Origin of the sequence: Pseudomonas sp. DCB_BI (assembly GCF_026240995.1) — a bacterium.
GTDB lineage: Bacteria > Pseudomonadota > Gammaproteobacteria > Pseudomonadales > Pseudomonadaceae > Aquipseudomonas.
Genome location: NZ_JAPFCG010000003.1, coordinates 16,159 through 39,495 on the forward strand (window position 1 = coordinate 16,159; position 23,337 = coordinate 39,495).

The 23,337-nt window shown below is 63.3% G+C and carries 18 protein-coding genes and 1 pseudogene; 13 read left to right on the plus strand and 6 right to left on the minus strand.

Features of this window, described 5'->3' with window-relative positions:
• Positions 1 to 52: 52 nt before the first annotated feature.
• From alr to OO258_RS04090, 4 genes are all read left to right on the plus strand, one after another.
• Positions 53 to 1,126 carry an alanine racemase gene (gene alr / locus OO258_RS04075; RefSeq protein ID WP_266028956.1) on the plus strand — a complete coding sequence of 358 codons (1,074 nt, stop codon included), beginning with the start codon at positions 53 to 55 and terminating at the stop codon, positions 1,124 to 1,126.
• A gap of 107 nt (positions 1,127 to 1,233) precedes the next feature.
• Positions 1,234 to 1,782 carry a cupin domain-containing protein gene (locus tag OO258_RS04080; protein ID WP_110743402.1) on the plus strand — a complete coding sequence of 183 codons (549 nt, stop codon included), beginning with the start codon at positions 1,234 to 1,236 and terminating at the stop codon, positions 1,780 to 1,782.
• A 154-nt stretch (positions 1,783 to 1,936) separates the two neighbouring features.
• On the plus strand, positions 1,937 to 2,341 hold the full coding sequence (locus OO258_RS04085; RefSeq protein WP_110743601.1) for a c-type cytochrome: 405 nt from the start codon (positions 1,937 to 1,939) through the stop codon (positions 2,339 to 2,341).
• A gap of 226 nt (positions 2,342 to 2,567) precedes the next feature.
• A complete protein-coding gene (locus tag OO258_RS04090; RefSeq protein WP_266028957.1) occupies positions 2,568 to 4,427 on the plus strand; it encodes an acetyl-CoA hydrolase/transferase C-terminal domain-containing protein in 1,860 nt (619 codons plus the stop codon).
• A 102-nt stretch (positions 4,428 to 4,529) separates the two neighbouring features.
• Here the strand turns inward: OO258_RS04090 and OO258_RS04095 are convergent, their stop codons facing one another.
• Together OO258_RS04095 and rep are read right to left on the minus strand one after the other, a co-directional pair.
• A complete protein-coding gene (locus tag OO258_RS04095; RefSeq protein WP_266028958.1) occupies positions 4,530 to 5,102 on the minus strand; it encodes a xanthine phosphoribosyltransferase in 573 nt (190 codons plus the stop codon).
• Between the two features lie 64 nt (positions 5,103 to 5,166).
• Positions 5,167 to 7,176, minus strand: coding sequence for a DNA helicase Rep (rep, locus tag OO258_RS04100; protein ID WP_105947259.1), 2,010 nt, complete (start codon positions 7,174 to 7,176; stop codon positions 5,167 to 5,169).
• Between the two features lie 297 nt (positions 7,177 to 7,473).
• Here rep and OO258_RS04105 point away from each other — a divergent pair, with 297 nt between their 5' ends.
• Entirely contained in the window at positions 7,474 to 9,138 is a 1,665-nt protein-coding gene (locus OO258_RS04105) for a putative bifunctional diguanylate cyclase/phosphodiesterase (protein WP_266028959.1), read from the plus strand.
• Between the two features lie 105 nt (positions 9,139 to 9,243).
• On the opposite strand, the gene OO258_RS04110 is transcribed toward OO258_RS04105, so the two are convergent.
• Complete coding sequence (locus OO258_RS04110; protein ID WP_266028960.1) at positions 9,244 to 10,632, minus strand: NorM family multidrug efflux MATE transporter; 1,389 nt, start codon at positions 10,630 to 10,632, stop codon at positions 9,244 to 9,246.
• A gap of 157 nt (positions 10,633 to 10,789) precedes the next feature.
• Between OO258_RS04110 and OO258_RS04115 the strand changes: the two genes are divergently transcribed.
• From OO258_RS04115 to OO258_RS27575, 3 genes and pseudogenes are all read left to right on the plus strand, one after another.
• Positions 10,790 to 11,716: a LysR substrate-binding domain-containing protein gene (locus tag OO258_RS04115; protein WP_110743399.1), complete on the plus strand. Its 927-nt coding sequence runs from the start codon at positions 10,790 to 10,792 to the stop codon at positions 11,714 to 11,716.
• Positions 11,717 to 11,963: 247 nt separating this feature from the next.
• Positions 11,964 to 13,007, plus strand: a pseudogene (locus tag OO258_RS27570) (Cache 3/Cache 2 fusion domain-containing protein); the annotation flags it as partial.
• A 132-nt stretch (positions 13,008 to 13,139) separates the two neighbouring features.
• Complete coding sequence (locus OO258_RS27575) at positions 13,140 to 13,862, plus strand: methyl-accepting chemotaxis protein (protein WP_416309189.1); 723 nt, start codon at positions 13,140 to 13,142, stop codon at positions 13,860 to 13,862.
• 119 nt (positions 13,863 to 13,981) lie between these two features.
• Here the strand turns inward: OO258_RS27575 and OO258_RS04125 are convergent, their stop codons facing one another.
• Positions 13,982 to 15,376 carry a VOC family protein gene (locus OO258_RS04125; RefSeq protein ID WP_266028962.1) on the minus strand — a complete coding sequence of 465 codons (1,395 nt, stop codon included), beginning with the start codon at positions 15,374 to 15,376 and terminating at the stop codon, positions 13,982 to 13,984.
• Positions 15,377 to 15,503: 127 nt separating this feature from the next.
• The gene (locus OO258_RS04130) at positions 15,504 to 16,394 is read right to left on the minus strand and encodes a LysR family transcriptional regulator (protein ID WP_110743396.1); all 891 of its coding nucleotides are present in this window, start codon (positions 16,392 to 16,394) and stop codon (positions 15,504 to 15,506) included.
• Positions 16,395 to 16,529: 135 nt separating this feature from the next.
• Here OO258_RS04130 and OO258_RS04135 point away from each other — a divergent pair, with 135 nt between their 5' ends.
• Together OO258_RS04135 and OO258_RS04140 are read left to right on the plus strand one after the other, a co-directional pair.
• The gene (locus OO258_RS04135) at positions 16,530 to 18,020 is read left to right on the plus strand and encodes an aldehyde dehydrogenase family protein (protein ID WP_016712672.1); all 1,491 of its coding nucleotides are present in this window, start codon (positions 16,530 to 16,532) and stop codon (positions 18,018 to 18,020) included.
• A gap of 174 nt (positions 18,021 to 18,194) precedes the next feature.
• Positions 18,195 to 19,481 (plus strand): NAD(P)/FAD-dependent oxidoreductase, encoded by a 1,287-nt coding sequence (locus OO258_RS04140; protein WP_266028963.1) that lies wholly within the window; start codon positions 18,195 to 18,197, stop codon positions 19,479 to 19,481.
• A gap of 108 nt (positions 19,482 to 19,589) precedes the next feature.
• Here the strand turns inward: OO258_RS04140 and OO258_RS04145 are convergent, their stop codons facing one another.
• Positions 19,590 to 21,017: a mechanosensitive ion channel family protein gene (locus tag OO258_RS04145; protein WP_266028964.1), complete on the minus strand. Its 1,428-nt coding sequence runs from the start codon at positions 21,015 to 21,017 to the stop codon at positions 19,590 to 19,592.
• A gap of 321 nt (positions 21,018 to 21,338) precedes the next feature.
• Between OO258_RS04145 and ycaC the strand changes: the two genes are divergently transcribed.
• The 3 genes from ycaC (at position 21,339) to OO258_RS04160 (ending at position 23,253) form a co-directional block, all read left to right on the plus strand.
• Complete coding sequence (gene ycaC / locus OO258_RS04150) at positions 21,339 to 21,968, plus strand: isochorismate family cysteine hydrolase YcaC (protein WP_110743392.1); 630 nt, start codon at positions 21,339 to 21,341, stop codon at positions 21,966 to 21,968.
• Between the two features lie 117 nt (positions 21,969 to 22,085).
• Positions 22,086 to 22,394: a hypothetical protein gene (locus tag OO258_RS04155; RefSeq protein ID WP_108191097.1), complete on the plus strand. Its 309-nt coding sequence runs from the start codon at positions 22,086 to 22,088 to the stop codon at positions 22,392 to 22,394.
• A gap of 40 nt (positions 22,395 to 22,434) precedes the next feature.
• Complete coding sequence (locus tag OO258_RS04160) at positions 22,435 to 23,253, plus strand: alpha/beta fold hydrolase (RefSeq protein WP_266028965.1); 819 nt, start codon at positions 22,435 to 22,437, stop codon at positions 23,251 to 23,253.
• The last annotated feature ends 84 nt before the right edge of the window (positions 23,254 to 23,337 follow it).

Here is a 23,337-nt window from a genome sequence, read left to right on the forward strand (position 1 = left end):
GCGAAGAATCCAACACTGTTTCCAACTTGTGAACCACCATAAGGCAGCCGCCATGCGTCCCGCCCGCGCCCTGATCGACCTCCAGGCCCTGCGCCACAACTACCGTCTGGCCCGTGAACTGACCGGTGCCAAAGCCCTCGCCGTGATCAAGGCCGACGCCTACGGGCACGGCGCGGTGCGCTGTGCCCTGGCCCTGGAGGCCGAAGCCGACGGCTTTGCCGTGGCCTGCATCGAAGAGGCGCTGGAATTGCGCGCCGCGGGTATCAAGGCCCCGGTCCTGTTGCTGGAAGGCTTCTTCGAAGCCAGCGAGCTGGCGCTGATTGCCGAGCACGACCTGTGGTGCGTGCTGCACTCGCTTTGGCAGCTGGAAGCCATCGAAAAGACCCAGCTGCACAAGCCGCTGACCGTCTGGTTGAAGCTGGACAGCGGCATGCACCGCGCCGGCCTGCACCCCAAGGACTACCACGAGGCCTACCAGCGCCTGCTGGCCAGCGGCAAGGTTTCGCGCATTGTGCTGATGACCCACTTCGCCCGCGCCGACGAGCTGGACGCCGATGCCACCGCGCAGCAGATCGCTGTGTTCGAAGCCGCCCGACAGGGCTTGGCTGCCGAGTGCAGCTTGCGTAATTCCCCCGGCGTTCTGGGTTGGCCGCAAGCGCCCAGCGACTGGGTGCGCCCAGGCCTGATGCTGTACGGTGCTTCGCCGTTCGACGGGGCCCAGGCCGAGGCCGAACGCCTGCAACCGGTAATGACCCTGCAATCGCGGGTCATCAGCGTACGCGAGCTGCCCGCCGGTGAGCCGGTGGGCTACGGTGCCAAGTTCGTCAGCCCCCGGCCAACCCGGGTAGGCGTGGTTGCCATGGGTTATGCCGATGGTTACCCGCGCCAGGCACCCAACGGCACCCCGGTGCTGGTGGCCGGCAAGCGTACCCAGCTGATCGGCCGGGTGTCGATGGACATGCTCTGCATCGACCTCACCGACGTGCCTGAAGCCACCGTCGGTAGCCCGGTCGAGCTGTGGGGCAAGCAGGTGCTGGCCAGTGAAGTGGCCGCGCATGCGGGCACCATTCCGTACCAGATCTTCTGCAACCTGAAGCGGGTACCACGGGACTACGTCGGCGAATGACACGCTGAAGCGGACAGGTTGAGGGGCGGTGTGTTGTAAATACTGAACGGCATTGCCATGATATCGTTCACATCCACCCCCTTTCACCGTTTCAGGAGGCTCCAGCTTTGGACGTCGGCGAACGACTGCAAGCCATCCGCAAGCTCAAGGGCCTGTCCCAGCGCGAACTCGCCAAGCGAGCCGGGGTCACCAACAGCACCATCTCGATGATCGAGAAGAACAGCGTCAGCCCCTCCATCAGCTCGCTGCGCAAGGTGCTGAGCGGCATTCCCATGTCGATGGTCGAATTCTTTTCGGTCGAGTTGGAGACGGAGAGCCCGGCGCAGATCGTCTACAAGGCGCACGAACTGATCGATATCTCGGACGGTGCGGTCACCATGAAACTGGTCGGCAAATCGCACCCCAATCGCGCCATAGCTTTCCTGACCGAGGTGTACCCGCCGGGGGCCGATACCGGTGCCGAGATGCTTACCCATGACGGCGAAGAAACCGGCATCCTGCTGGAAGGCCGCCTGGAACTGGTGGTCGGCAATGAGATATTCATCCTTGAAGAAGGTGACAGCTACTACTTCGAAAGCACCCGGCCGCATCGCTTCCGCAACCCGTTTGACCAGCCTGCGCGGCTGATCAGTGCGGCGACGCCTTCAAACTTTTGATCCAGCGCAGTGCATTGATTCGGCAATACCCCTTTCCAGTGTAGGGTCGTTTCACGGCCTCTGGGTTCCCGCTATACTTTTCAACGCTCGCCGTTCCGTGGCCGCGAGCGTGATTAGCCACCATGAGGGTGTTCGCGTGAACCAAATCAAGAAGATGCTGGCCGTACCAGCAGCCGTATTCGCCCTCTGGGCAATGAGCGCAACCGCTGCGACCAATGACGACATCGCAAAACGCCTGGAACCGGTTGGCCAGGTGTGCGTGCAGGGCCAGGAATGCAAAGGCATGGAAGTGGCTGCAACTGCTGGTGGCGGAGGTGCCAAGACGCCGGACGAGATCATCGCCAAGCACTGCAACGCCTGCCATGGCAGCGGCTTGCTCGGCGCGCCTAAAATTGGTGACGCCGCCGCGTGGAAAGAACGCGCCGACCACCAGGGCGGCCTGGATGGCATCCTGGCCAAGGCCATTACCGGTATCAACGCCATGCCGCCGAAGGGCACCTGTGCCGACTGCTCGGATGAAGACCTGAAAGGGGCAATCAAGAAAATGTCCGGGCTGTGATTCACAGCTGAATTGCATGAGGCCCGCCGTTGATGGCGGGCTTTGTTTTTGTGGCGCCTGCACTGGCCCCTTCGCGGGGCAAGCCCGCACACAGGTACCCCACAGGACCTGAAGGGTGTGTTAATCCTGTGGGAGCGGGCTTGCCCGCGAAAGGGCAGGTACAGGCAACCAATTACTTCAGCCCTATGTCCAACCCCTGAACCCATGGATGTTTCAGGAGGCCCTGATGCACCTCTGCTCCATCGACCAGGCTGTCGAGCAGGTCTTGTCCCGCCTGCCAACCCATATCCATATGGGCCTGCCTTTGGGCCTGGGCAAACCCAATGCCTTCGTCAACGCGCTCTATGCCCGTGTACGCGAGCTGCCCGAACGTCGCCTGACCCTCTATACCGCCCTGTCCCTTGGCCGCCCGCCGCTGGGCGATGGCTTGCAACGGCGCTTTCTCGAACCCTTCGTCGAGCGTGTCTTCGCTGACTACGAAGAACTCAGCTACCTCGCAGACCTGCGCAACGACAGCCTGCCACCGAACATCCGTGTCGAGCAGTTCTTCATGCAGCCCGGTAGCCTGCTGCACAGTGAATCGGCCCAGCAGGACTACGTCAGCAGCAACTACAGCCACGCCGCACGTGATATCAACGCCGAGGGCTTGAACCTGATTGCCCAGTTGGTGGCCGCCACCCCCGAAAAGCCTGTCCACCTGAGCCTGGCCTGCAACCCCGACATCACCCTCGACCTGCTGCCGATGATTGCCAAGCGCCGGGCAGCTGGCGAAACCATCCTCATGCTGGGCCAGGTGCATGCCGAACTGCCTTACATGCCAGGCGATGCCGAGCTGCCCATCGATGCCTTCGACCTGCTGCTGGATGAGGCGGAACAACGCCGCCTGTTCTCCACGCCGAACATGCCGGTCGGCATCCAGGATCACTGCATCGGCTTGCACGCCAGCAGCCTGGTGCGTGACGGCGGCACCCTGCAGATCGGCATTGGTGCCATGGGCGATGCAGTTGCGGCGGCATTGCTGGCACGCCAGGGCGACAACGCCGGTTACCGTGCGGTGCTCAAGGCGCTGGATGTCGGCCCGTGGCAGCCACTGATCGAGCGGGAAGGAGGCCTGGATACCTTCGCCCAGGGCTTGTATGGCTGCAGCGAGATGTTCGTCAACGGCCTGCTGGTGTTGGCCGAAGCAGGGCTGCTACGACGCCCGGCGGACGAGCAGGGGGCAATACTGCATGGCGGCTTTTTCCTCGGCCCGCAAGCGTTCTACCAGCGCTTGCGCGAGATGCCGCTGGAGCAGCGTGCGCAATTTGTCATGACCCGTATCAGCTTCATCAACGAGCTCTATGGGCAGGAGGAACTCAAGCGCCGACAGCGTCGCGATGCGCGCTTCATCAACACTGCGTTCGGCATGACCCTCCTCGGCGCCGGAGTGGCCGACCAGCTGGAAGACGGCCGCGTGCTCAGTGGTGTGGGCGGGCAGTACAACTTCGTTGCCCAGGGCCATGCGCTGGAGGGCGGGCGCTCGATTCTGCTGTTGCGCAGCTGGCGTGAAGCGGGCGGAGAGGTCACCTCGAACCTGTTATGGACCTATGGCCACTGCACCATCCCCCGGCACCTTCGCGATATCGTGGTGACCGAATACGGCATTGCCGACCTGCGTGGGCAGACTGACAGCGAAGTGATCGCGCGGTTGTTGGCGGTGAGCGATTCGCGGTTCCAGCCGGGCCTGATCAAGCAGGCCAAAGAAGCTGGCAAGCTTGCCAACGACTTTCAGCTGGAGGCGCGCTTTACCGACAACACCCCGCAACGCCTGGAGGCGATCAGGGCACAGCATGCGCGGCTGTTCCCGGAGTATCCGATGGGCACGGACTTTACGGCCGAGGAGCGGGATCTGTTGCGGGCGCTGAACTGGTTGAAGAGCAAGTTCAAGCTGAGCGAGGTGCTGGAGCTGGGTAAGGCCGCGCTGGATGCGCCGGGGCCAGAGGGGTACGAGCGCCACCTGGAGCGTATGCAGTTGGGGCAGCCGCAGGGGCTGAAAGAAGAACTTTACCAGCGCTTGTTGCTGGCGGGGCTGGCGGCAACCAGATGAAACGGGTGCTGCCATTCGCGGCCCCGCCCACAGGCACAGCACACCGTTCGATAACTGTGCTGTACCTGTGGGCGCGGGCGGGGCCGCGAAGCAGTGCCGCGTTTATTCGATGAAGCTGACCACACCACCTTCCAGCGACTTCACCCGGGCCAGCGATTCAACGCGGTAACCCTGGCCGTCCAGTTCGGCACGGCCGCCCTGGAACGACTTCTCGATCACGATGCCCAGGCCCGCCACGGTGGCGCCAGCCTGCTTGATGATCGAGATCAGCGCCTGCGAGGCCTTGCCGTTGGCCAGGAAGTCGTCGATCACCAGCACGCGGTCGCTGCTGTTGAGGTGACGCGGCGAAATGGCCACGGTGTTCTCGGTCTGCTTGGTGAAGGAGTACACCGAGGCGGTCAGCAGGTTTTCAGTCAGGGTCAGCGACTGGTGCTTGCGGGCGAAAATCACCGGTACGCCAAGCTTCAGACCGGTCATTACGGCCGGGGCAATGCCCGAGGCTTCGATGGTGACAATCTTGGTCACGCCGGCATCGGCGAACAGGCGGGCGAACTCGTCACCGATCAGCTGCATCAGCGCCGGATCGATCTGGTGATTGAGAAACGCGTCGACTTTGAGAACCTGATCGGAAAGCACGATGCCTTCTTCGCGAATCTTCTGATGCAGTGCTTCCACTGTGATTTCCTCGATGTAACAAAGGTTGCCGCTGGAGGCGGCAAAGTTAAAGAGTAATGGTTGATCAGCGTTTGAGCATTGCCCGGATATCGGCCAGGGCGTTATTGCCGCGAGCGGCCTTCACCTCGACCGGCGCATCGTCGAGGCCCTCCCAGGCCAGGTCGTCCGGCGGCAGTTCGTCGAGGAACCGGCTGGGCGTGCAGTCGATGATTTCACCGTACTGCTTGCGCTTGGCAGCGAAGGTGAAGGCCAGGGTCTGGCGCGCGCGGGTGATGCCCACGTAGGCCAGGCGGCGTTCTTCTTCGATGGTGTCGGCCTCGATGCTGGAGCGGTGCGGGAGGATTTCCTCTTCCATGCCCATGATGAACACGTAAGGGAATTCCAGGCCCTTGGAGGCGTGCAGGGTCATCATCTGCACGCCCTCGGCGTTCTCTTCCTCTTCCTGCTGGCGCTCGAGCATGTCGCGCAGCACCAGCTTGCCGATGGCGTCCTCGATGGTCATGTCACCCTCTTCGTCCTTCTCGAGGGTGTTCTTCAGCGCTTCGACCAGGAACCAGACGTTGCTGATGCGGAACTCGGCAGCTTTGTCGCTGGCGGTCTGCTGGCGGATCCAGTTCTCGTAGTCGATGTCGCGGATCATCTCGTGCAGTGCGGCAATCGGGTCTTCCAGGGCAACCTTGTGGCGCACCCCGTCCAGCCAGTGCTTGAAACGCTGCAAGCGCTCGGTGTAGCGCGCGTCCAGGTGCTCGCCCAGGCCCAGCTCTTCGCTGGCGGCGTACATCGAAATGCCGCGCTCGGTGGAATAGTTGCCAAGCTTTTCCAGGGTGGTGGAGCCGATCTCGCGGCGCGGTACGTTGATTACCCGCAGGTAGGCGTTGTCATCGTCCGGGTTCACCAGCAGGCGCAGGTAGGCCATCAGGTCCTTGACCTCCTGGCGGCCGAAGAAGCTGTTACCGCCCGACAGGCGATAGGGCACCTGGTGGTGCTGCAGCTTCAGCTCGATCAGCTTGGCCTGGTAGTTGCCGCGGTAGAGGATGGCAAAATCGCTGTACGGGCGGTTGGTGCGCAGGTGCAAGGTGAGGATTTCCATGGCCACACGTTCGGCTTCGGCTTCCTCGTTCTTGCAGCGGATCACGCGGATCTCGTCGCCCACGCCCATTTCGCTCCACAGTTGCTTCTCGAACGCATGCGGGTTGTTGGCGATCAACACGTTGGCGCAGCGCAGGATGCGGCTGGTGGAGCGGTAGTTCTGTTCGAGCATGACGATCTTCAGGGAGGGGTAGTCCTCCTTGAGCAGCATCAGGTTCTCGGGGCGCGCACCACGCCAGGCGTAGATCGACTGGTCGTCGTCGCCCACCACGGTGAACTGGTTACGCATGCCGATCAGCATTTTTACCAGCAGGTACTGGCTGGCGTTGGTGTCCTGGTATTCGTCCACCAGCAGGTAGCGCACACGGTTCTGCCAGCGCTCCAGCACTTCGGGGTGCTCCTGGAACAGCTTGACCGGCTGCAGGATCAGGTCGTCGAAGTCCACCGCGTTGAACGCCTTGAGCGTGCGCTGGTAGTGGGTGTAGACGATGGCGGCGGTCTGCTCGCGCGGGTTGCGCGCCTTTTCCAGGGCTTCTGGCGGCAGGATCAGGTCGTTCTTCCAGGCACCGATCATGTTCTTGATCTCGTCGATGCCGTCGTCGCCGGAATATTCTTTCTGCATGATGTCCGACAGCAATGCCTTGATGTCGGACTCGTCGAAGATCGAGAAACCCGGCTTGTAGCCCAGGCGCTCGTGCTCCTTGCGGATGATGTTCAGGCCCAGGTTGTGGAACGTGCACACCGTCAGGCCGCGGCCTTCCCCCGGACGCAGCAAAGTCCCGACTCGCTCCTTCATCTCGCGCGCGGCCTTGTTGGTGAAGGTCATCGCGACGATGTACTGGGCACGGATGCCGCAGTTCTGGATGAGGTGGGCAATCTTGCGCGTGATTACGCTGGTCTTGCCCGAACCTGCACCGGCGAGCACCAAAAGAGGGCCGCCGACGTAGTCACGGGCTTCCTGCTGCCGGGGATTGAGTCGGGACATGCTAGAAACCGGGGGTCGCCAGAAAATAGCCGCGCATTCTAACAGGCATGGGGCGGTTGTGGCGCGACCGTCTGACGTCTGAGTCAGACTTTTGTGCAGCCGTGAGTATTAGTCAGACTAATGCCATGTACTGGAAAAATCGTATTTGCCGACCGGTCAGGTTTCGCGCAGGATGCACGACAAAATACGTCGGGATGCAGCACCCTTCACTGCATGTATAAAAGTGTAAATCATTTTCATTAATGCAGTAGCATACCCGACCTCTCCCGTAGCACCGTAAAGCCCTAAGGAGCCCGCTTGTCCACGCCTGTCGAACCTCTGCGTTTGCTGCTGTTGGCTGATGAGCCGGAATGGACCGTGCTGCTGCGCGATTGCGTGCAGGCACTGGACGGCAGCGCAGTGCTGTTGACCGCACCGAACTGGGAAGCGGTGGACAGCCTGTTCAGCCACGACCGCCAAGCCGTGATCCTGGCAACCTCGGCACTGCAACCAGCGCCCGGGCGCTGCGAGCTGCCGACGATCCTGCTGCTCGACCACGAGCCTGCGGCTGCACCCAGCGGTGTCAGCGACTGGCTGGTACGTGGCCAGCTTAACGCCGATACCCTGCGCCGCTCACTGCGCCATGTGCGTGAGCGCGGCGTGCTGGTGGCTACCTTGCAACGCCTGGCCGAGCAAGACCCGCTGACCGGCATCGCCAACCGCCAAGGCTTCCAGGCCCTGCTTACCGCACGCCTGGCTGAGAATGAAGGCCGTGGCATTGCCCTTGGCCATCTCGACCTGGACAACTTTCGCCACGTCAACGATGCCCTTGGCCATCAAAGCGGCGACCGTCTGATCCTGCAGGTGGTGGCGCGGCTGAAGCACCAGCTGGAGGCGGGCGACCAACTGGCACGCCTGGGCAGCGACGAGTTCGCCTTGCTCATCGACACCCGCCGCGACGCCAACCGCGCCGAGTGGATTGCCGAGCGTATCGTCGAGGCCTTGGCCGAACCCTACTGGATCGACGGCGAAAGCCTGCTGCTAGGCTGCAGCCTGGGCCTGGCCCATGCGCGTGCCCAGGGCGGCGCCGACCCGTTGATGTGGCACGCGCATATCGCCATGCGCCAGGCCAAGGGCAGCCAGGGCTGCACCTTCCATGTCTTCAATGAACGTATCAACCGCAACGCCCGCAGCCTCGCCGACCTGGAAAGCGAGCTGCGCCGCGCCCTGCGCCGTGACGAACTGGAACTGCACTACCAACCGCGGCTGAACCTGGCTGACGGGCGTATCGTCGGCCTTGAGGCGCTGGTGCGCTGGCGGCATGCCGAGCGCGGGTTGCTGCCGCCCAGCGAGTTCGTGCCGCTGGCCGAGCAGAGCGGGCTGATCGTACCGTTGGGCTACTGGGTGATCTCCCGCGCCCTGCGCGACATGCAGGCGTTGTGCGAGCGCGGCCTGGAGCCGCTGCACATGGCGGTCAACCTGAGCTTCCGCCAGTTTCAGGACAGCCAGTTGCTGGCCACCTTGAGCCGGCTGATCCTCGAGCACGGCGTAGACGCCCGCTGGCTGGAATTCGAACTGACCGAAACGGCGGTGATGCGTCGCAACGAACTGGTGCGCCAGACCATGGACGCTCTCGGCCGGTTGGGCGTGCGCTTTTCGCTGGATGACTTTGGCACCGGTTTTTCGTCGTTCGTCCACCTCAACAGCCTGCCGATTACCTTGCTCAAGGTGGACCGTAGCTTCGTTGCCGAGATGGAGATGCGCGAAGAGAATCGCAAGCTGGTGCACGCCATGATCAACCTGGCGCACAACCTCAACCTCGAGGTGGTGGCTGAAGGGGTGGAAAGTGAAGAGCAGCTGGCATTGCTGCGCGGGTTTGGGTGTGACCAGGTGCAGGGCTTTTTGGTCAGCAAGCCGCTGCCGGTGGGGGAGTTGATCGATTTTCTAGTGGATTGCAGCAGGCCGAAGCTGGTTAGCCTGTGACATCGCAGGGGAGAGCTTGGCCCTCCATGGCAACACCAGGCCGCTCCCCCATGCCATGTGGGAGCGGCCTGGTGTTGCGATAGGGCGGCAGAGCAGCCCCGACTATCACACTGGCACTGCGGACCTGTCAGACACACCAGCCTTTCTCATCAACCGCTTCATCCGCCACTCAAAGCCAAACGTCAGCGCCACCGCCGCACACGCCAGCCCCAGCGCCAAGCCCCACCAGATCCCGACCGCCCCACCACCCAGGTTGAAGGCGAACAGCCAGGCACTCGGCGCGCCCACCAGCCAGTAGCAGCAAAGCCCGATCAGGAAGGTGGTCTTGGCATCCTTCAGCCCGCGGATAGAGCCCATGGCAATGGTCTGCATGCCATCGAACAACTCGAACCACGCGGCTACCATCACCAATTGCACCGCCAGGTGATAGATGGCTGCAAAGCCTGGGTCATTCCGATCGATGAACAACCCCACCAGTGCATCGGGCAGCAGCAGGAACAGCGCTGCGAAAGCAAACATGATGGTCGCGCCAAAGCCAATGCCCACCCGCCCGGCGCTGCGCGCCGCCAGCAGGTTACCGGCGCCGTAGTACAGGCCTACGCGCATGGTCACTGCGTAAGACAGCCCGGTCGGCACCATGAACGCCGTGGACACGATCTGCAGGGCGATCTGGTGCGCCGCCAGTTCGGTGCTGCCCAGCACACCCATGCACAGCGCGGCGAAGGCGAACAGGCCCACTTCCACCATGTACGTGCCGCCAATCGGCAGGCCCAGCCGCCACAGTTCGCGCAGCGCTGGCAGCGACGGGCGCGACAGCCCCTTGCGCAGCGGATAGGCGGCGTAGGCCGGGTGCCAGCGGATGTACAAGGCCAGGGCGATGGCCATGCCCATCGACACCACTGCGGTGACCAGGCCGATGCCCATCAGCCCCAGCTTGGGCAGGCCGAACATGCCCTCGATCAGCGCCACGTTGAACAGGTAGTTGAGCACCGTGCCTACCAGGCTGATGACCATCACCGGGGTCGAGCGGCCCAGGGCGCTGGTGAAGCCGCGCAAGGCCATGAAGGTCAGGTAGCCCGGCAGGGCCAGCGGCAGCAGGGTCAGGAACTGCGCAGCCGAAGCCACGTTCTCGGGCTTTTGCCCGAACAGCAGCAGCACCGGTTCAAGGTTCCACAGCACCAGCGCGGCGAACAGTGCCAGGCCCCAAGCCAGCCACAGGCCGCTCTGTGCCAGGCGCGTGGCGCCTTCGATGTCGTTGGCGCCCTTGCGAATCGCGACCAGGGTGCCGACCGCGGCGATCACGCCCAGGCAAAAGATCGACACGAACGAATAACTTGCCGCCCCCAGGCCACCACCGGCCAGGGCTTGCGGGCTGATGCGAGCCATCATCAAGGTGTCGGTCAGTACCATCAGCATGTGCGCCAACTGCGAGGCGATCAGCGGCCCGGCCAGGCGCAGCAAAGCCTTGAGTTCTGTGGTGGGCGCAACGTGCATGAGGGCTGTCCTTCTTCCTGGGGTGATGACCGAAGGGCGATTCTGAGGCTTCGGTCAACTTTGCACAAAAGGATAAAAGCGATGGTTGCCATGATTTAAACTCATGCATGTATGCTCATTGGTGATTCAGCCCTCACGCCCATTTTGCAGGTGCCTCATGCCACGCCAGCTACCACCGTTGTATGCCCTGCGCGCATTCGAAGCTGCCGCACGGCTCAGCTCCTTCACCCGCGCTGGCGAAGAACTGTCGATTACCCAAAGTGCCGTAAGCCGGCATATCCGCACGCTTGAAGAGCATTTTGCCTGTCGCCTGTTCGTGCGCAGCGGGCGCAGCCTGCAACTGACCGAGGCGGGGCGAGTGTTGCTGCCGGGCGTGCGTGAAGGGTTTGCAGCGTTCGAGCGGGCCTGCGAAACCTTGTGTGGCGAAGATGACATCCTGCGCATGAAGGCACCTTCGACCCTGACCATGCGCTGGTTGCTGGCCTGCCTAAGCCGCTTTCGCCACCTGCAGCCGGGTAACGAGGTGCAGCTGACCAGCGCCTGGATGGACGTCGACCATGTGGACTTCAGCCAGGAACCGTTCGATTGTGCGGTGTTGCTCAGCGACGGGGTGTTCCCGCCGGACTGGGAGGTGCGCAAGCTGTTCCCGGAGTTGTTGATCCCCGTCGGTGCCCCAGACCTGCTCGACCAAGAACCTTGGGACGTCTGCAGGCTCGCCGGCATCGAGCTGTTGCACCCCACGGTGGATAAACGCGACTGGCGTGAATGGCTGGAGCGCATGGGCCTCAGTGACAAGGTGTCGCTCAAGGGGGGCCAGGTATTCGACACCCTGGAGCTGGGCATGATTGCCGCAGCGCGTGGCTACGGGATTTCAATGGGCGACTTGCTGATGGTGGCCGAGGATGTGGCGCAGAATCGCCTGAGCCTGCCTTGGCCGACGGCAGTGCCCAGTGGCATGGATTACTACCTGGTGTGGCCGCGGACCCGGCGCGGGGGGGAGCGCTTGCGGCGGTTGAGCGCGTTTCTTGAGCAGGAGGTGGCGGCGATGGACTTGCCCGACGTGGAAATCCTGCCACCCGTCTGATCTTCTGCACAGGCCAAACTCCTGTAGGAGCAGCCGTGTGCATGCCCCGACCCTGCGCAGTGCCTGTGGGAAGGCCGGAACAGACGATGGAAAACGTTTGCGAATATCCCGGTCCGACACTCAAGTATTTGTCAGCGACGCCGATCCATTGGCACCAGCGTCCCGGAAGAGGGCGCGCTTCCCGTCTAAAAGAATGCGGGCGGTCAGCGTGATCAGGATGATCCCGGCCTCTTGCCAGGAGCTTCCCATGTCTCAACCGCGTGCCCGCATCGCCTCGCAACTCGGTGTCGCCCTCGCCATCGTGCTGGCGTTGGTGATATCCGGCAGTACCCTGTTCGCCCTGCGTTCGCTGGACGATGCCAACCTCGCCACGCGCCAGGCCCACCTGGCCAGTGAAGCGCGCCTGCTGGCCGACCAGCTCGACACGTTCCACAGCTCGCTGAAGGACAATACCCAGCGCCTGAGCGGCCTGTTCGAGAGCCGCTTCGCCTCGGGCCTGTCGCTGCATGCTGGCGAGACCGTGCAGGTCGCCGGGCAAGCCACGCCGGCCTTGTACCAAGGCGATCACCTGCTGAACAACGACTTTCAGCAGGTGGACGAATTCCAGCGGATGACCGCTGGCATTGCCACCTTGTTCGTGCGCAGTGGCGACGACTTCGTGCGCATCAGCACCAACTTGAAGAAGCAGGATGGCAGCCGCGCCATCGGTACCCAGCTCGATCGCCAGCACCCGGCCTACCCCAAGCTTCTGGCCGGGCAAATGTACGTTGGCCGCGCCGTGCTGTTCGAGCGCAATTACATGACCCGCTACGTGCCGGTGAGCGACAGCAATGGCCGCGTGATCGCCGTGTTGTTCGTCGGTTTCGATTACACCGACGCCCAGAACGCCCAGTTTGCCAACCTCAAGCGCTTCCGCATCGGCCAGACTGGTTCGCTGGCGTTGCAGGACGAGAAGGGCCAATGGCTGGTACCGCCCGCCAATGCCGAGCAGCCGCTGTACAGGGTCACCGCGCCCTTTGCCGAAGGCCCGTGGACGGTGGTGGCGAGCATGCCGATGGCGGAAATTCGCGAGGTGACCTGGAGCGTCGGCCTGCGCCTGGCCATTGGCAGCTTGCTGGCCATGCTGCTGGCTGTGGCGGCCACGCTGTGGTTACTGCGGCGTAAGTTACGCCCGCTGGACGACCTGGTGCGTCAGGCCGAAGCGCTTGGAGCTGGCGACCTGAACGCGCGGCTGAGCGTGACCAGCCATGACGAAATCGGCCAGCTGGCCCGTAGCTTCAACCAGATGGGTGAGGCGTTGTCGACCATGGTCGAGCATATCCGCAGCGCTTCCGAGCAAGTGAGCACCCGCGCCCGTTCGCTGTCCGGCTTGTCTGCTGGTGCTTGCGAGGGCATGGACCAGCAGTCCGGCGAAATCACCAGCATGGCCGGCGCGGTGGAGGAGTTCAGCGCCACTTCGATGAACATCGCCGACAACATGGCGGGCACCGAGCGTATGGCGCGCGATAACGCCCAGCAGACCCGCATCGGCCGCAGCGCCATGGATGAGGCATCGCGCTCGCTGAAGCAGATTGCCGAGGCCCTTGGTGGTACCGCCACGGTGATGGATAGCCTGGGGGCCCGTTCGCAAGAAATCGGCGGCATCATCAGCGTGATCACCGCAATTGCCGAGCAGACCAACTTGTTGGCGTTGAATGCGGCCATCGAGGCGGCCCGCGCCGGTGAGCAGGGGCGTGGCTTTGCGGTGGTGGCTGATGAGGTGCGTGGGTTGGCAGCACGAACCCGCCAGGCCACCGATGAGATCTCTGGGATGATCACCAGCATCCAGCAGCAGACCGGGCATGCCATCACCACGCTGGAGCAGGGTAACCAGCTGATGCAGGAAGGTCTGGAGCGTAACGACAAGGTGGCAGAGGCGCTGGCGCGTATCGACGAGCAAAGCCGCGTGGCGGGCGAGCAGTTTGCCGTGATCAGTACGGCGACCCAGGAGCAGAGCAGCACGGCGACCGTACTCAGCCGCAACTTGCAGAGCATTGCCCAAGCCAACGGCGAGCAACGTGAGGTGGCCAATGAGCTGGCGTTTACCGCACGGGAACTGGAAGGGTTGGCGGCGCAGTTGCGCCAGGAAGTGGACCGCTTCCGCTGAAACAGCCGCCTGCATGGTACCTGTAGGGGCAACGTTCGTGCTCAAGCGCTGAGGCTTGAGAAACCTTGGTGGAGGCGGGCACGCCCGCTCCCACAGGCGCCCCCGGCCCCTCTACAGGCTTACATCGAACCCAGGTTCAATGCTTGCGCGCAGGCCTGCAGCGAGCGCCGCTCGCTCTGTGCATACAGCGCCAGCTCATCCTGCACCTGCAGCCCCAACGCCGCTTCAAATGCATCGCGGTTGGCATTGCTGCCGTACTCGGCCTGCGCATCGTCACCCAGGTTGGACTGGAAGATCCCCGCCGCACTCACCGGCAAAAAGTCCTCGTACACCAGTGCCTCGAAGTGCACATGGCCCGCCTCGATCAAGCCCTCCAGGGTAGTCGGGCGGCCAGCCAGGTCCCGCGCAGCCAGGCCTTTCTCGGTGGCGAAGTAGCGGAAGTAGGCCAGGCCCTGCTCGCGCATCTGCGCCAGGTCATCCGGGAACTCGGCAAAACTTTCCTTCAGCAATGCCATGTAGCGCTCGGCGTTCGCTTCGGCCGGTGCACCACCGAGGGCCGCGCGGGTCGCATCGAGCAGCTTGTCGTAAAGCTGACGGCCTTTCGGCGTGAGTGCCGCACCCCGTTGCTCGATCTCGCCAAAGCGCGCGGTGTGGCTACCTTCGCTGCCCTGTTGGTCGCTGAAGGCGACCTTTTCCTGCAGGGCCTTGAAGCTGGTTTGGCGCAGCAGGATCGGGTGGCGGCGGGTGGGCGGGCCTTCGACCACAGCCTTTGGCGGGATGCCTTTGGCCGGCATGCCGACCTGAATCGCATCGATGTCCAGCGTGCGGGGGGTCAGGTGGTTGATGTGCGGGCCCTTGAAGGCCACCACGTCGGCAATCAGGCGGTGCTGGTCGTGCAACTGCTGGTACTGCTCGGCCGTGACGGTGGCGTCATGGTGCCAGCGGAATGTGTGCAGCGCTTCCTGCACGAACGCTTCGGCGTCTGCGGCGTTCAGGCCGCCGTCACGCTCGCACTGGGCGATCAGTTCAAGGGCGCGGGCGGTGAAGATCTGGCGCTTCGCCAGGATGCCCTGTGCCAGCTCACGCAGCTGCGGGTTGTCGATCAGCTCCAGGCGCAGCAGTGAGGTGAACACGCGGAACGGGCTGACGTGCAGTGACTGCTCGTGCACGGCGCGGAAGGCAGTGGAATGCACAGGCACGCCGGCAGAGCTGAGGTCGTAGTAGCCAACCGGCTGCATGCCCATTACCGCGAACAGGCGGGCGATGGTTGCCAGTTCCTCGGCGGTGCCAACGCGGATGGCGCCATGGCGCTCGTGGTCCAGGCGCTCGATTTCGCCAGTCCAGCGCAGGGCCTGGGCGACCTCGGGCTGTTGGGCCATGACCTGCTGGTTGATTTCGCTCACCAGCTCCAGCAGCGTGCCGTACAGCGGCACTTCCTGTTTGTACATGAGCGACATGGCGGCAGAGAACTGCGCGCGAATGCTGTCGGGGCTGACGAAATCATGGGCGGGCATCGCTAGCTTCCTGGTTAGGTTTGGACGCTTACATGAAAGCTGGGAATGCACTTGGCTCACAAGCGAAAAAAAGTGAGCGTGTCATTCCTTTTTTGATCGACCTCAGAACCCTTCGGGGCTAGATCCTTCAAGCCTGGAGCTGTTCGTGAATCCACTCCACCAGCGCCCGCACCTTGGGTACCTCCGCCGCATGCTCAGCATACGCCAGGTAATGCGCCCCGGTGCTGCGCATCGCATGGTTCCACGGCACCACCAGGCTACCGTCCGCCAATTCCTTCGCGGCCAGATAACGCGGCACCAATGCCACCCCGCACCCCGCCTGCGCCGCACTCAACGCCATATAGAACGTATCGAAGCGCGGGCCGTGGTAGGCGCTGACGCTCTGCAGGTCCTGCTCCAGGAACCATTCATGCCAGGCCTCCGGCCGCGATGTACTTTGCAGCAGTACCAGCTCGGCCAGCTCCTCGGCACCCCCAAGCTCACGCCCGGCCAGCAGCTCCGGCGCGCACACCGGCACCACTTCTTCGCGGAACAGTTCCACGCAGGTAGCCCCCGGCCAGGTGCCCTGGCCATAGAAGAACACCACGTCAGCCGAGCCCTGCAGCAGGGCGAACGGTTCCATCTCGTTACGGATATCCAGGTGGATATTGCTGTGCCGTTTGCCGAACCCCTTGAGGTGCGGGATCAACCAGCGCACGCCAAAACTCGGCTGAGTGGCTACCTTCAATATCTCGGTCTGCTCGCCGTAGGTGAGTACGTAGCGGCTGGACATGTCCACCTGGGTGAGGATTTTGTTGACCTCGGCCAGGTACAGGCTGCCGGCTGGGGTTAGCTGCAAGCGCCGGCGGATGCGCAGGAACAGGTGATGGCGCAGCATGTCTTCCAGCTGCGCCACTTGCTTGCTGACGGCGCTCTGGGTGAGGTGCAGTTCTTCGGCGGCACGGGTAAAGCTCAAATGGCGGGCTGCAGCTTCAAAGCACTGCAGGGCGGTCATGGAGGGCACCAGGCGTTTGGACATAGTGGTCTCTGCGGCTCAAATCATTACCTGGCGGAATGATATGCGGAATAAAGGTCGTTTGTTGTACTCATGTGATCGGATTAATACTGATCCACATCATTTTTCCACCCCATCACCGATGTAGGAGATGCACAAATGGTTGCTGGATTGCTCGAGCGCCTTGGCGTTGCCGCCGAGGCTTACACCCAGGGCGACTACCCTGTTCACACGCCGATCGACGGCAGCCAGATCGCCTCGGTGAAACTGCTCGGCAAAGCCGAGACCATCGCCCGCATCGATCAGGCCCAGAGCGCCTTCGAAGCCTGGCGCACTGTGCCGGCCCCACGCCGTGGCGAGCTGGTGCGTCTGTTTGGCGAAGTGCTGCGTGAACACAAGGCCGACCTCGGCGAGCTGGTCTCGATCGAAGCCGGCAAGATCACCCAGGAAGGTCTGGGTGAAGTCCAGGAAATGATCGATATCTGCGACTTCGCCGTCGGCCTGTCGCGCCAGCTCTACGGCCTGACCATCGCTTCCGAGCGCCCGGGCCACCACATGCGTGAAACCTGGCACCCGCTGGGCGTGGTCGGTGTTATCAGCGCCTTCAACTTCCCGGTTGCCGTGTGGGCCTGGAACACAGCCCTGGCCCTGGTGGCCGGCAACTCGGTGGTATGGAAGCCGTCCGAGAAGACTCCGCTGACCGCCCTGGCCTGCCAGGCGCTGTTCGAAAAAGCCCTGAAAGCCTTCGGCGACGCTCCGGCTGGCCTGGCGCAACTGGTCATCGGCGGCCGTGAAGCCGGCGAAGCCATGGTCGACGACCCGCGCGTACCGCTGGTCAGCGCCACCGGCAGCACCCGCATGGGTCGCGAAGTCGGCCCGCGTGTGGCTGCCCGCTTCGGCCGCAGCATCCTCGAACTGGGCGGCAACAACGCCATGATTCTGGCCCCGAGCGCCGACCTCGACCTGGCCGTGCGCGGCATTCTGTTCTCTGCGGTAGGTACCGCCGGCCAGCGCTGCACCACCCTGCGCCGCCTGATCGTGCACCGTTCGATCAAGGACGAAGTGGTTGCCCGCGTCAAAGCCGCCTACGGCAAAGTACGCATCGGCGACCCACGCAAGGACAACCTGGTTGGCCCGCTGATCGACAAGCTGTCGTTCGACGCCATGCAGGGCGCGCTGGCCAAGGCCCGCGACGAAGGTGGCCAGGTGTTTGGTGGTGAGCGTCAGCTGGCCGATCAGTACCCGAACGCCTACTACGTGTCGCCAGCCATTGCCGAAATGCCGGCGCAAAGCGACGTGGTACGCCACGAAACCTTCGCCCCGATCCTCTACGTACTGGCCTATGACGACTTCGAAGAGGCCCTGCGCCTGAACAACGAAGTGCCACAAGGCCTGTCGTCGTGCATCTTCACCACCGACATTCGTGAAGCCGAGCGCTTCCAGAGTGCTTCGGGGAGCGATTGCGGTATCGCCAACGTCAACATCGGCACCAGCGGCGCTGAGATCGGCGGTGCGTTCGGTGGCGAGAAGGAAACCGGCGGTGGTCGTGAGTCGGGCTCGGATGCCTGGAAAGGCTACATGCGTCGCCAGACCAACACTGTGAACTACTCGCGTGAACTGCCGTTGGCGCAGGGTATCGTGTTCGACTGATGTATTGATGTTGCATGGCCGGGGGCCTGGCCCCCGGTTCGCGGGGCAAGCCCGCTCCCACAGGATCTCCGCTGGCCTTCAGGCCTGTGTGGTCCCTGTGGGAGCGGGCTTGTCCGGCGAATGGGCGGCAGCGCCGCTCCAACCGCTACAAGAACAACACTGCTGGAGCCGGCCATGTCCGAACTGCGTCAACAATGCTTGTGGGAACACGTCAGCAAACCGACCGTCGCCGCCCAGGCCCTGGCCGGTGAGCACAAGGCCGATGTCTGTGTGATCGGCGGCGGTATTACCGGCCTGTCGGCGGCCATCCACCTGCTCGAACAGGGCAAGTCAGTGATCCTGCTGGAGGCCTGGAAGATCGGCCACGGTGGCTCCGGGCGCAACGTCGGCCTGGTCAACGCCGGTACCTGGATCCGCCCCGACGACGTCGAGGCCACCCTTGGCCAGAAGCAGGGCAGCCGCCTGAACAAGGTGCTTGGCGAAGCCCCGGCTGAAGTGTTCGCCATGATCGAGCGGCTCGGCATCGACTGCCAGGCCCAGCACAAAGGCACGCTGCACATGGCGCACAACGCCACCGGCATCGCCGACCTCGAGGCCCGCCACGAACAATGGCGTCGCCGCGGTGCCGACGTGGAGCTGCTGACCGGCGCCCAATGCCAGGAATACTGCGGTACCAACAAGATTTCCGCCGCGCTGCTCGACCGCCGCGCCGGCACCATCAACCCGATGGGCTACACCCAGGGCCTGGCAGCTGCCGTGGCACGCCTGGGTGGCAAGCTGTTCCAGCAGTCCTCGGTCGAAGGCCTGGAGCGTGATGGCGACGCCTGGCGGGTGAAGACGGCACGTGGCTCGGTGCGCGCCGACAAGGTGGTGATTTCCACTGGTGCTTACACCGAAGGCGACTGGAGCAACCTGCAGAAGCAGTTCTTCCGCGGCTATTACTACCAGGTGGCGTCCAAACCGCTGCAGGGTGCGGCGGCCGACAAGGTGCTGCCACACGGGCAAGGTTCTTGGGACACCCGCACCGTGCTCAGCAGCATCCGCCGTGACGACCAGGGCCGCCTGCTGCTCGGCAGCCTGGGCCGAGTCGACAACAAACCGTCCTGGTTCGTGCGCAGCTGGGCTGACCGCATCCAGAGTCATTACTACCCGGAGCTGGGCAAGGTCGAGTGGGAAATGCACTGGACCGGCTGCATCGACTTCACCCCCGACCACCTGATGCGCCTGTTCGAGCCGGCGCCTGGGCTGGTGGCAGTGACCGGGTACAATGGGCGCGGCAATACCACCGGCACCGTGATTGGCCGGGCGTTTGCCGAGTTCCTGCTGAAGGGTGAGGCGGACAGCCTGCCGATTCCGTTTTCGCCGATGAGCGGCGTGAGCGCGCCTTCTCTACGGACGGCGTTCTATGAGTCTGGGTTCTCGCTGTACCACGCGGGGCAGTGCCTGAGGGTTGTGTTGTAAGTACTGGCCTCTTCGCGGGCACGCCCGCTCCCACAAGAACCCCATAGGTTTCAGCATCTGCGCGATCCCTGTGGGAGCGGGCATGCCCGCGAAGAGGCCGGCGCAGACTTACTTGTGCAGCCAGCTGAGGAAGCCGCCTTTCTTGATCAAGGTCGGCTTTTGCAGCAACAACGACTCCCGGCTCTGCCGCCGGAACCGCTGCAATTTGCTCAGCGCCGTCTGCACGTCGCCACGCTGCTGCAAACAGGTCTTCACCTGTTCCTTGTCGATCCGGTACAGCACGCAACTGGTCAGCGTACGGAACTCGGCAAACGAATTGTCTTCGTCGATGATCCCCTCGACCCCCAATACCTCCCCCGGTCCCATGCGCCCGGCTTCCAGCAGCTGCTCGCCATCGCGCACCGATGCCGACACCACACCGCTGCCAATCACCAACAAATGATCGGAATGCTCACCCACGCCGAGGATCACCTGGTCCGCCAGGTACTCCACTGCGGTCATGCGCTGGCTCAACGCATCCCGTTCCTCATCGCTCAGCGAGCGGAACACCCGCACTTCGTCCAGGACCTCGCGCTGGCGGCTGCGCGCAGGCAGGGTCAAGTCGACGTTCCACATCACCCCGCTGGCCTCCAGGTGGCGGTGCGCCAGGTCGAACAGCTGGTTGCGCGTTTCGGTCTTGCGTGCAGCCTCGGCAATGAAGCCACTGGCTTCGTATTCCACAGACTCCAACGTGGACGTTTTCACCGATACCTTGGCCGCAGGTGAGGCGAGCAGGGCAGTTGTGCCCTGCAAGGCCTTTTCCAGCGCATCGAATACCTTCCTCGGGCGCACCTTGGCCGGTACCACGACGCTGATGGCCACGCCGTGGCGGTCGGCCGGTCGGCTGTGGTTGAGCAGCTTGGCCTTGGCCGCTACCGAGTTGGGAATGACCGCCAGGCTGCCGGTGCCGGTAATCATGCGCGTCGCCCGCCAGTCGATATCCACCACCTTGCCTTCAGTCCCGTCGATCGAGATCGAATCGCCAATCTGATAGGGCCGCGTGGTATTCAGCACGATGCCGCTGAACACATCTGCCAGGGTGCTTTGCAGGGCCAGGCCGATAACGATGGCCATCACCCCGGACGTGGCCAACAGGCCCTTCACCGGCAGTTGCAACACATAGCCTGCGGCCGCGACCACGGCGGCGAGGAAGATCAACGCGCCTAGCACATCCCGCAGCAAGCGCCCGCCATGGCTGCCACGGGCTACCAGCAGCAGGCCGAATACCACGGTTACCGTGCGCGCGCCGAACAGCCACCAGCCAATCGTCAGCACCGTGGCCATCAAATTGCGGGGAACATCGTCGGGCCAAGGAGGCGGTTGCAGCGGGCTCATGCCGGCGGCCACCAGCACCGAGCTGAACAGCAGGAAGATCACCAGGCGCGCGCTGATGCGCCAGGCATGGCGCTGGATGGGGATGACTTGCCAGAGCACAAGGTCGAGCAGGATGAGGGTAGTGCCGAGCAACAACGGGGACGACTGGATGAACGCCAGCATGGTGGTCTCGGGGGTGAGGAGAGGGCTGTGGGTAGTAATAGAGCAGGTTTGCCGGGCAGGCAATGCAAGCCTGTGCTGGCCCCTTCGCGGGCGTGCCCGCTCCCACAGGTAAAGCGCTGGTTTTGAATCTTGTGCGATCTCTGTGGGAACGGTCGAGCCCGCGAAAAGGCCAGCAAAACCAACGCCAATCTATCGTTCCTAAAACAGAACGCTAAAGCCAAAAACCGCTATCTACCGCTCCAAAGGTGATGGTTTTAATCTTCTCCCATCAACGCGAAACACCCAACTTACTGAACATCAAAACCCTTAGGAGCTACCCCCATGAACAACTTCAAATACAACCGCCTGAACAAAGACGACGCCGCCGTACTGCTGGTTGACCACCAGGCGGGCCTGCTGTCCCTGGTCCGCGACATCGAGCCGGACGCCTTCAAGAACAACGTGTTGGCCCTGGCCGACCTGGCCAAGTTCTTCAACCTGCCGACCATTCTTACCACCAGCTTTGAACAAGGCCCCAACGGCCCGCTGGTACCCGAGCTGAAAGCACTGTTCCCGGACGCCCCGTACATCGCCCGCCCAGGCCAGATCAACGCTTGGGACAACGAAGACTTCGTCAAGGCAGTGAAGGCCACCGGCAAGAAGCAGCTGATCATTGCCGGCGTGGTGACCGAAGTGTGCGTAGCCTTCCCGGCGCTGGCCGCCCTGGAAGAAGAGTTCGACGTGTTCGTGGTGACCGATGCCTCCGGCACCTTCAATGCCATGACCCGCGACGCCGCCCATGACCGCATGAGCCGTGCCGGTGCGCAACTGATGACCTGGTTCGGCGTGGCCTGCGAGCTGCACCGCGACTGGCGCAACGACATCGAAGGCCTGGCCGCGCTGTGCTCCAACCACATCCCGGACTACCGCAACCTGATGACCAGCTACAACGCCTTCAACGCCAACAAATAAGCGCAAACGCCGCGGGCACCGCCAATCGGTGCCCGCCCAGGGCAGCACACCTATCCAATCCAGCGCCCGTCCGCCGTTGCACAGTGGATGCGGGCAAGCTCATCCCAAGGAACGCCGATGAACACCGCACTCCATGACAACCGCGAAGTGGTGACCGTATGCCTGCAACACAAGGTGCTTGATAGCTCGCCGGGCACCCCGGCAGCGCAACCGCCGCGCTGGAAGCAGGCGCTGCTGACCTACCTGGTGATCTGCCCGATGACCATGGTCGTCCCGCAACTGCTGGCGCCGCTGTTCGCACGCTTCCCGCAGCTGGGCGGCGTGATCACCGGCAACCTGATCGTCAACCTGTTCGTCATCCTGCCCGTGGTGTTCTACATCATGCCTTGGGTAACCCGCCGCTGCGCCAACTGGCTGCGCGGCTGAGCCGACGCCTATACCTCGAAACGTTCAAGGAGATACCGTTATGAGCACGTTCGTTACCCGCGATGGCACGTCGATCTATTTCAAGGACTGGGGCAGTGGCAAGCCTGTGCTGTTCAGCCACGGCTGGCCGCTGGACGCCGACATGTGGGATTCGCAGATGGAATTCCTGGCCAGCCGCGGTTACCGCACCATCGCCTTCGACCGCCGGGGTTTCGGCCGTTCCAGCCAGCCATGGAACGGCTACGATTACGATACCTTTGCCGATGACATCGCCCAGCTGATCGAGTACCTCGACCTGCGCGAAGTCACCCTGGTGGGCTTCTCGATGGGGGGCGGTGACGTCAGTCGCTATATCGCCCGCCACGGCAGCGAGCGGGTGGCCGGGCTGGTGCTGCTGGGCGCGGTAACCCCAGTGTTCGGCAAACGTGACGACAACCCTGAAGGTGTCGACCTGTCGGTGTTCGAAGGTATCCGCGCCGGCCTGCGTGCCGACCGAGCGCAATTCATCGCCGATTTTGCCGCGCCTTTCTATGGCATCAACCATGGCCAGCAGGTGTCCCAGGGCGTGCAGACGCAGACGCTGAACATCGCGCTGATGGCGTCCATCAAGGGCACCCTGGATTGCGTGACGGCGTTCTCCGAAACCGACTTCCGCCCGGACATGGCCAAGGTCGATGTGCCGACCCTGGTGATTCATGGCGATGACGACCAGATCGTGCCATTCGAGACCACCGGCAAGCAGGCCGCAGAGCTGATTCGCGGGGCGGAGTTGAAGGTGTATGCCGGGGCGCCGCACGGTTTTGCAGTGACCCATGCGCAGCAGCTGAATGAGGACTTGCTGGCGTTCCTTCAGCGGTAATTGTGGGAAACATTCGCGGGTGAACCCGCTCCTACAGACATTCGCAGTCCCTTGTAGGAGCGGGTTTACCCACGAAGAGGCCGG

Bases quoted from the DNA above. Each gene is read 5' to 3' on its own strand.
- alr (WP_266028956.1), top strand. From the start codon at position 53: ATGCGTCCCGCCCGCGCCCTGATCGACCTCCAGGCCCTGCGCCACAAC.
- OO258_RS04085 (WP_110743601.1), top strand. From the start codon at position 1,937: ATGCTGGCCGTACCAGCAGCCGTATTCGCCCTCTGGGCAATGAGCGCA.
- OO258_RS04090 (WP_266028957.1), top strand. From the start codon at position 2,568: ATGCACCTCTGCTCCATCGACCAGGCTGTCGAGCAGGTCTTGTCCCGC.
- rep (WP_105947259.1), bottom strand. From the start codon at position 7,176: ATGTCCCGACTCAATCCCCGGCAGCAGGAAGCCCGTGACTACGTCGGC.
- OO258_RS04110 (WP_266028960.1), bottom strand. From the start codon at position 10,632: ATGCACGTTGCGCCCACCACAGAACTCAAGGCTTTGCTGCGCCTGGCC.
- OO258_RS04115 (WP_110743399.1), top strand. From the start codon at position 10,790: ATGCCACGCCAGCTACCACCGTTGTATGCCCTGCGCGCATTCGAAGCT.
- OO258_RS27575 (WP_416309189.1), top strand. From the start codon at position 13,140: ATGGCCGGCGCGGTGGAGGAGTTCAGCGCCACTTCGATGAACATCGCC.
- OO258_RS04125 (WP_266028962.1), bottom strand. From the start codon at position 15,376: ATGCCCGCCCATGATTTCGTCAGCCCCGACAGCATTCGCGCGCAGTTC.
- OO258_RS04130 (WP_110743396.1), bottom strand. From the start codon at position 16,394: ATGTCCAAACGCCTGGTGCCCTCCATGACCGCCCTGCAGTGCTTTGAA.
- OO258_RS04135 (WP_016712672.1), top strand. From the start codon at position 16,530: ATGGTTGCTGGATTGCTCGAGCGCCTTGGCGTTGCCGCCGAGGCTTAC.
- OO258_RS04140 (WP_266028963.1), top strand. From the start codon at position 18,195: ATGTCCGAACTGCGTCAACAATGCTTGTGGGAACACGTCAGCAAACCG.
- OO258_RS04145 (WP_266028964.1), bottom strand. From the start codon at position 21,017: ATGCTGGCGTTCATCCAGTCGTCCCCGTTGTTGCTCGGCACTACCCTC.
- ycaC (WP_110743392.1), top strand. From the start codon at position 21,339: ATGAACAACTTCAAATACAACCGCCTGAACAAAGACGACGCCGCCGTA.
- OO258_RS04155 (WP_108191097.1), top strand. From the start codon at position 22,086: ATGAACACCGCACTCCATGACAACCGCGAAGTGGTGACCGTATGCCTG.
- OO258_RS04160 (WP_266028965.1), top strand. From the start codon at position 22,435: ATGAGCACGTTCGTTACCCGCGATGGCACGTCGATCTATTTCAAGGAC.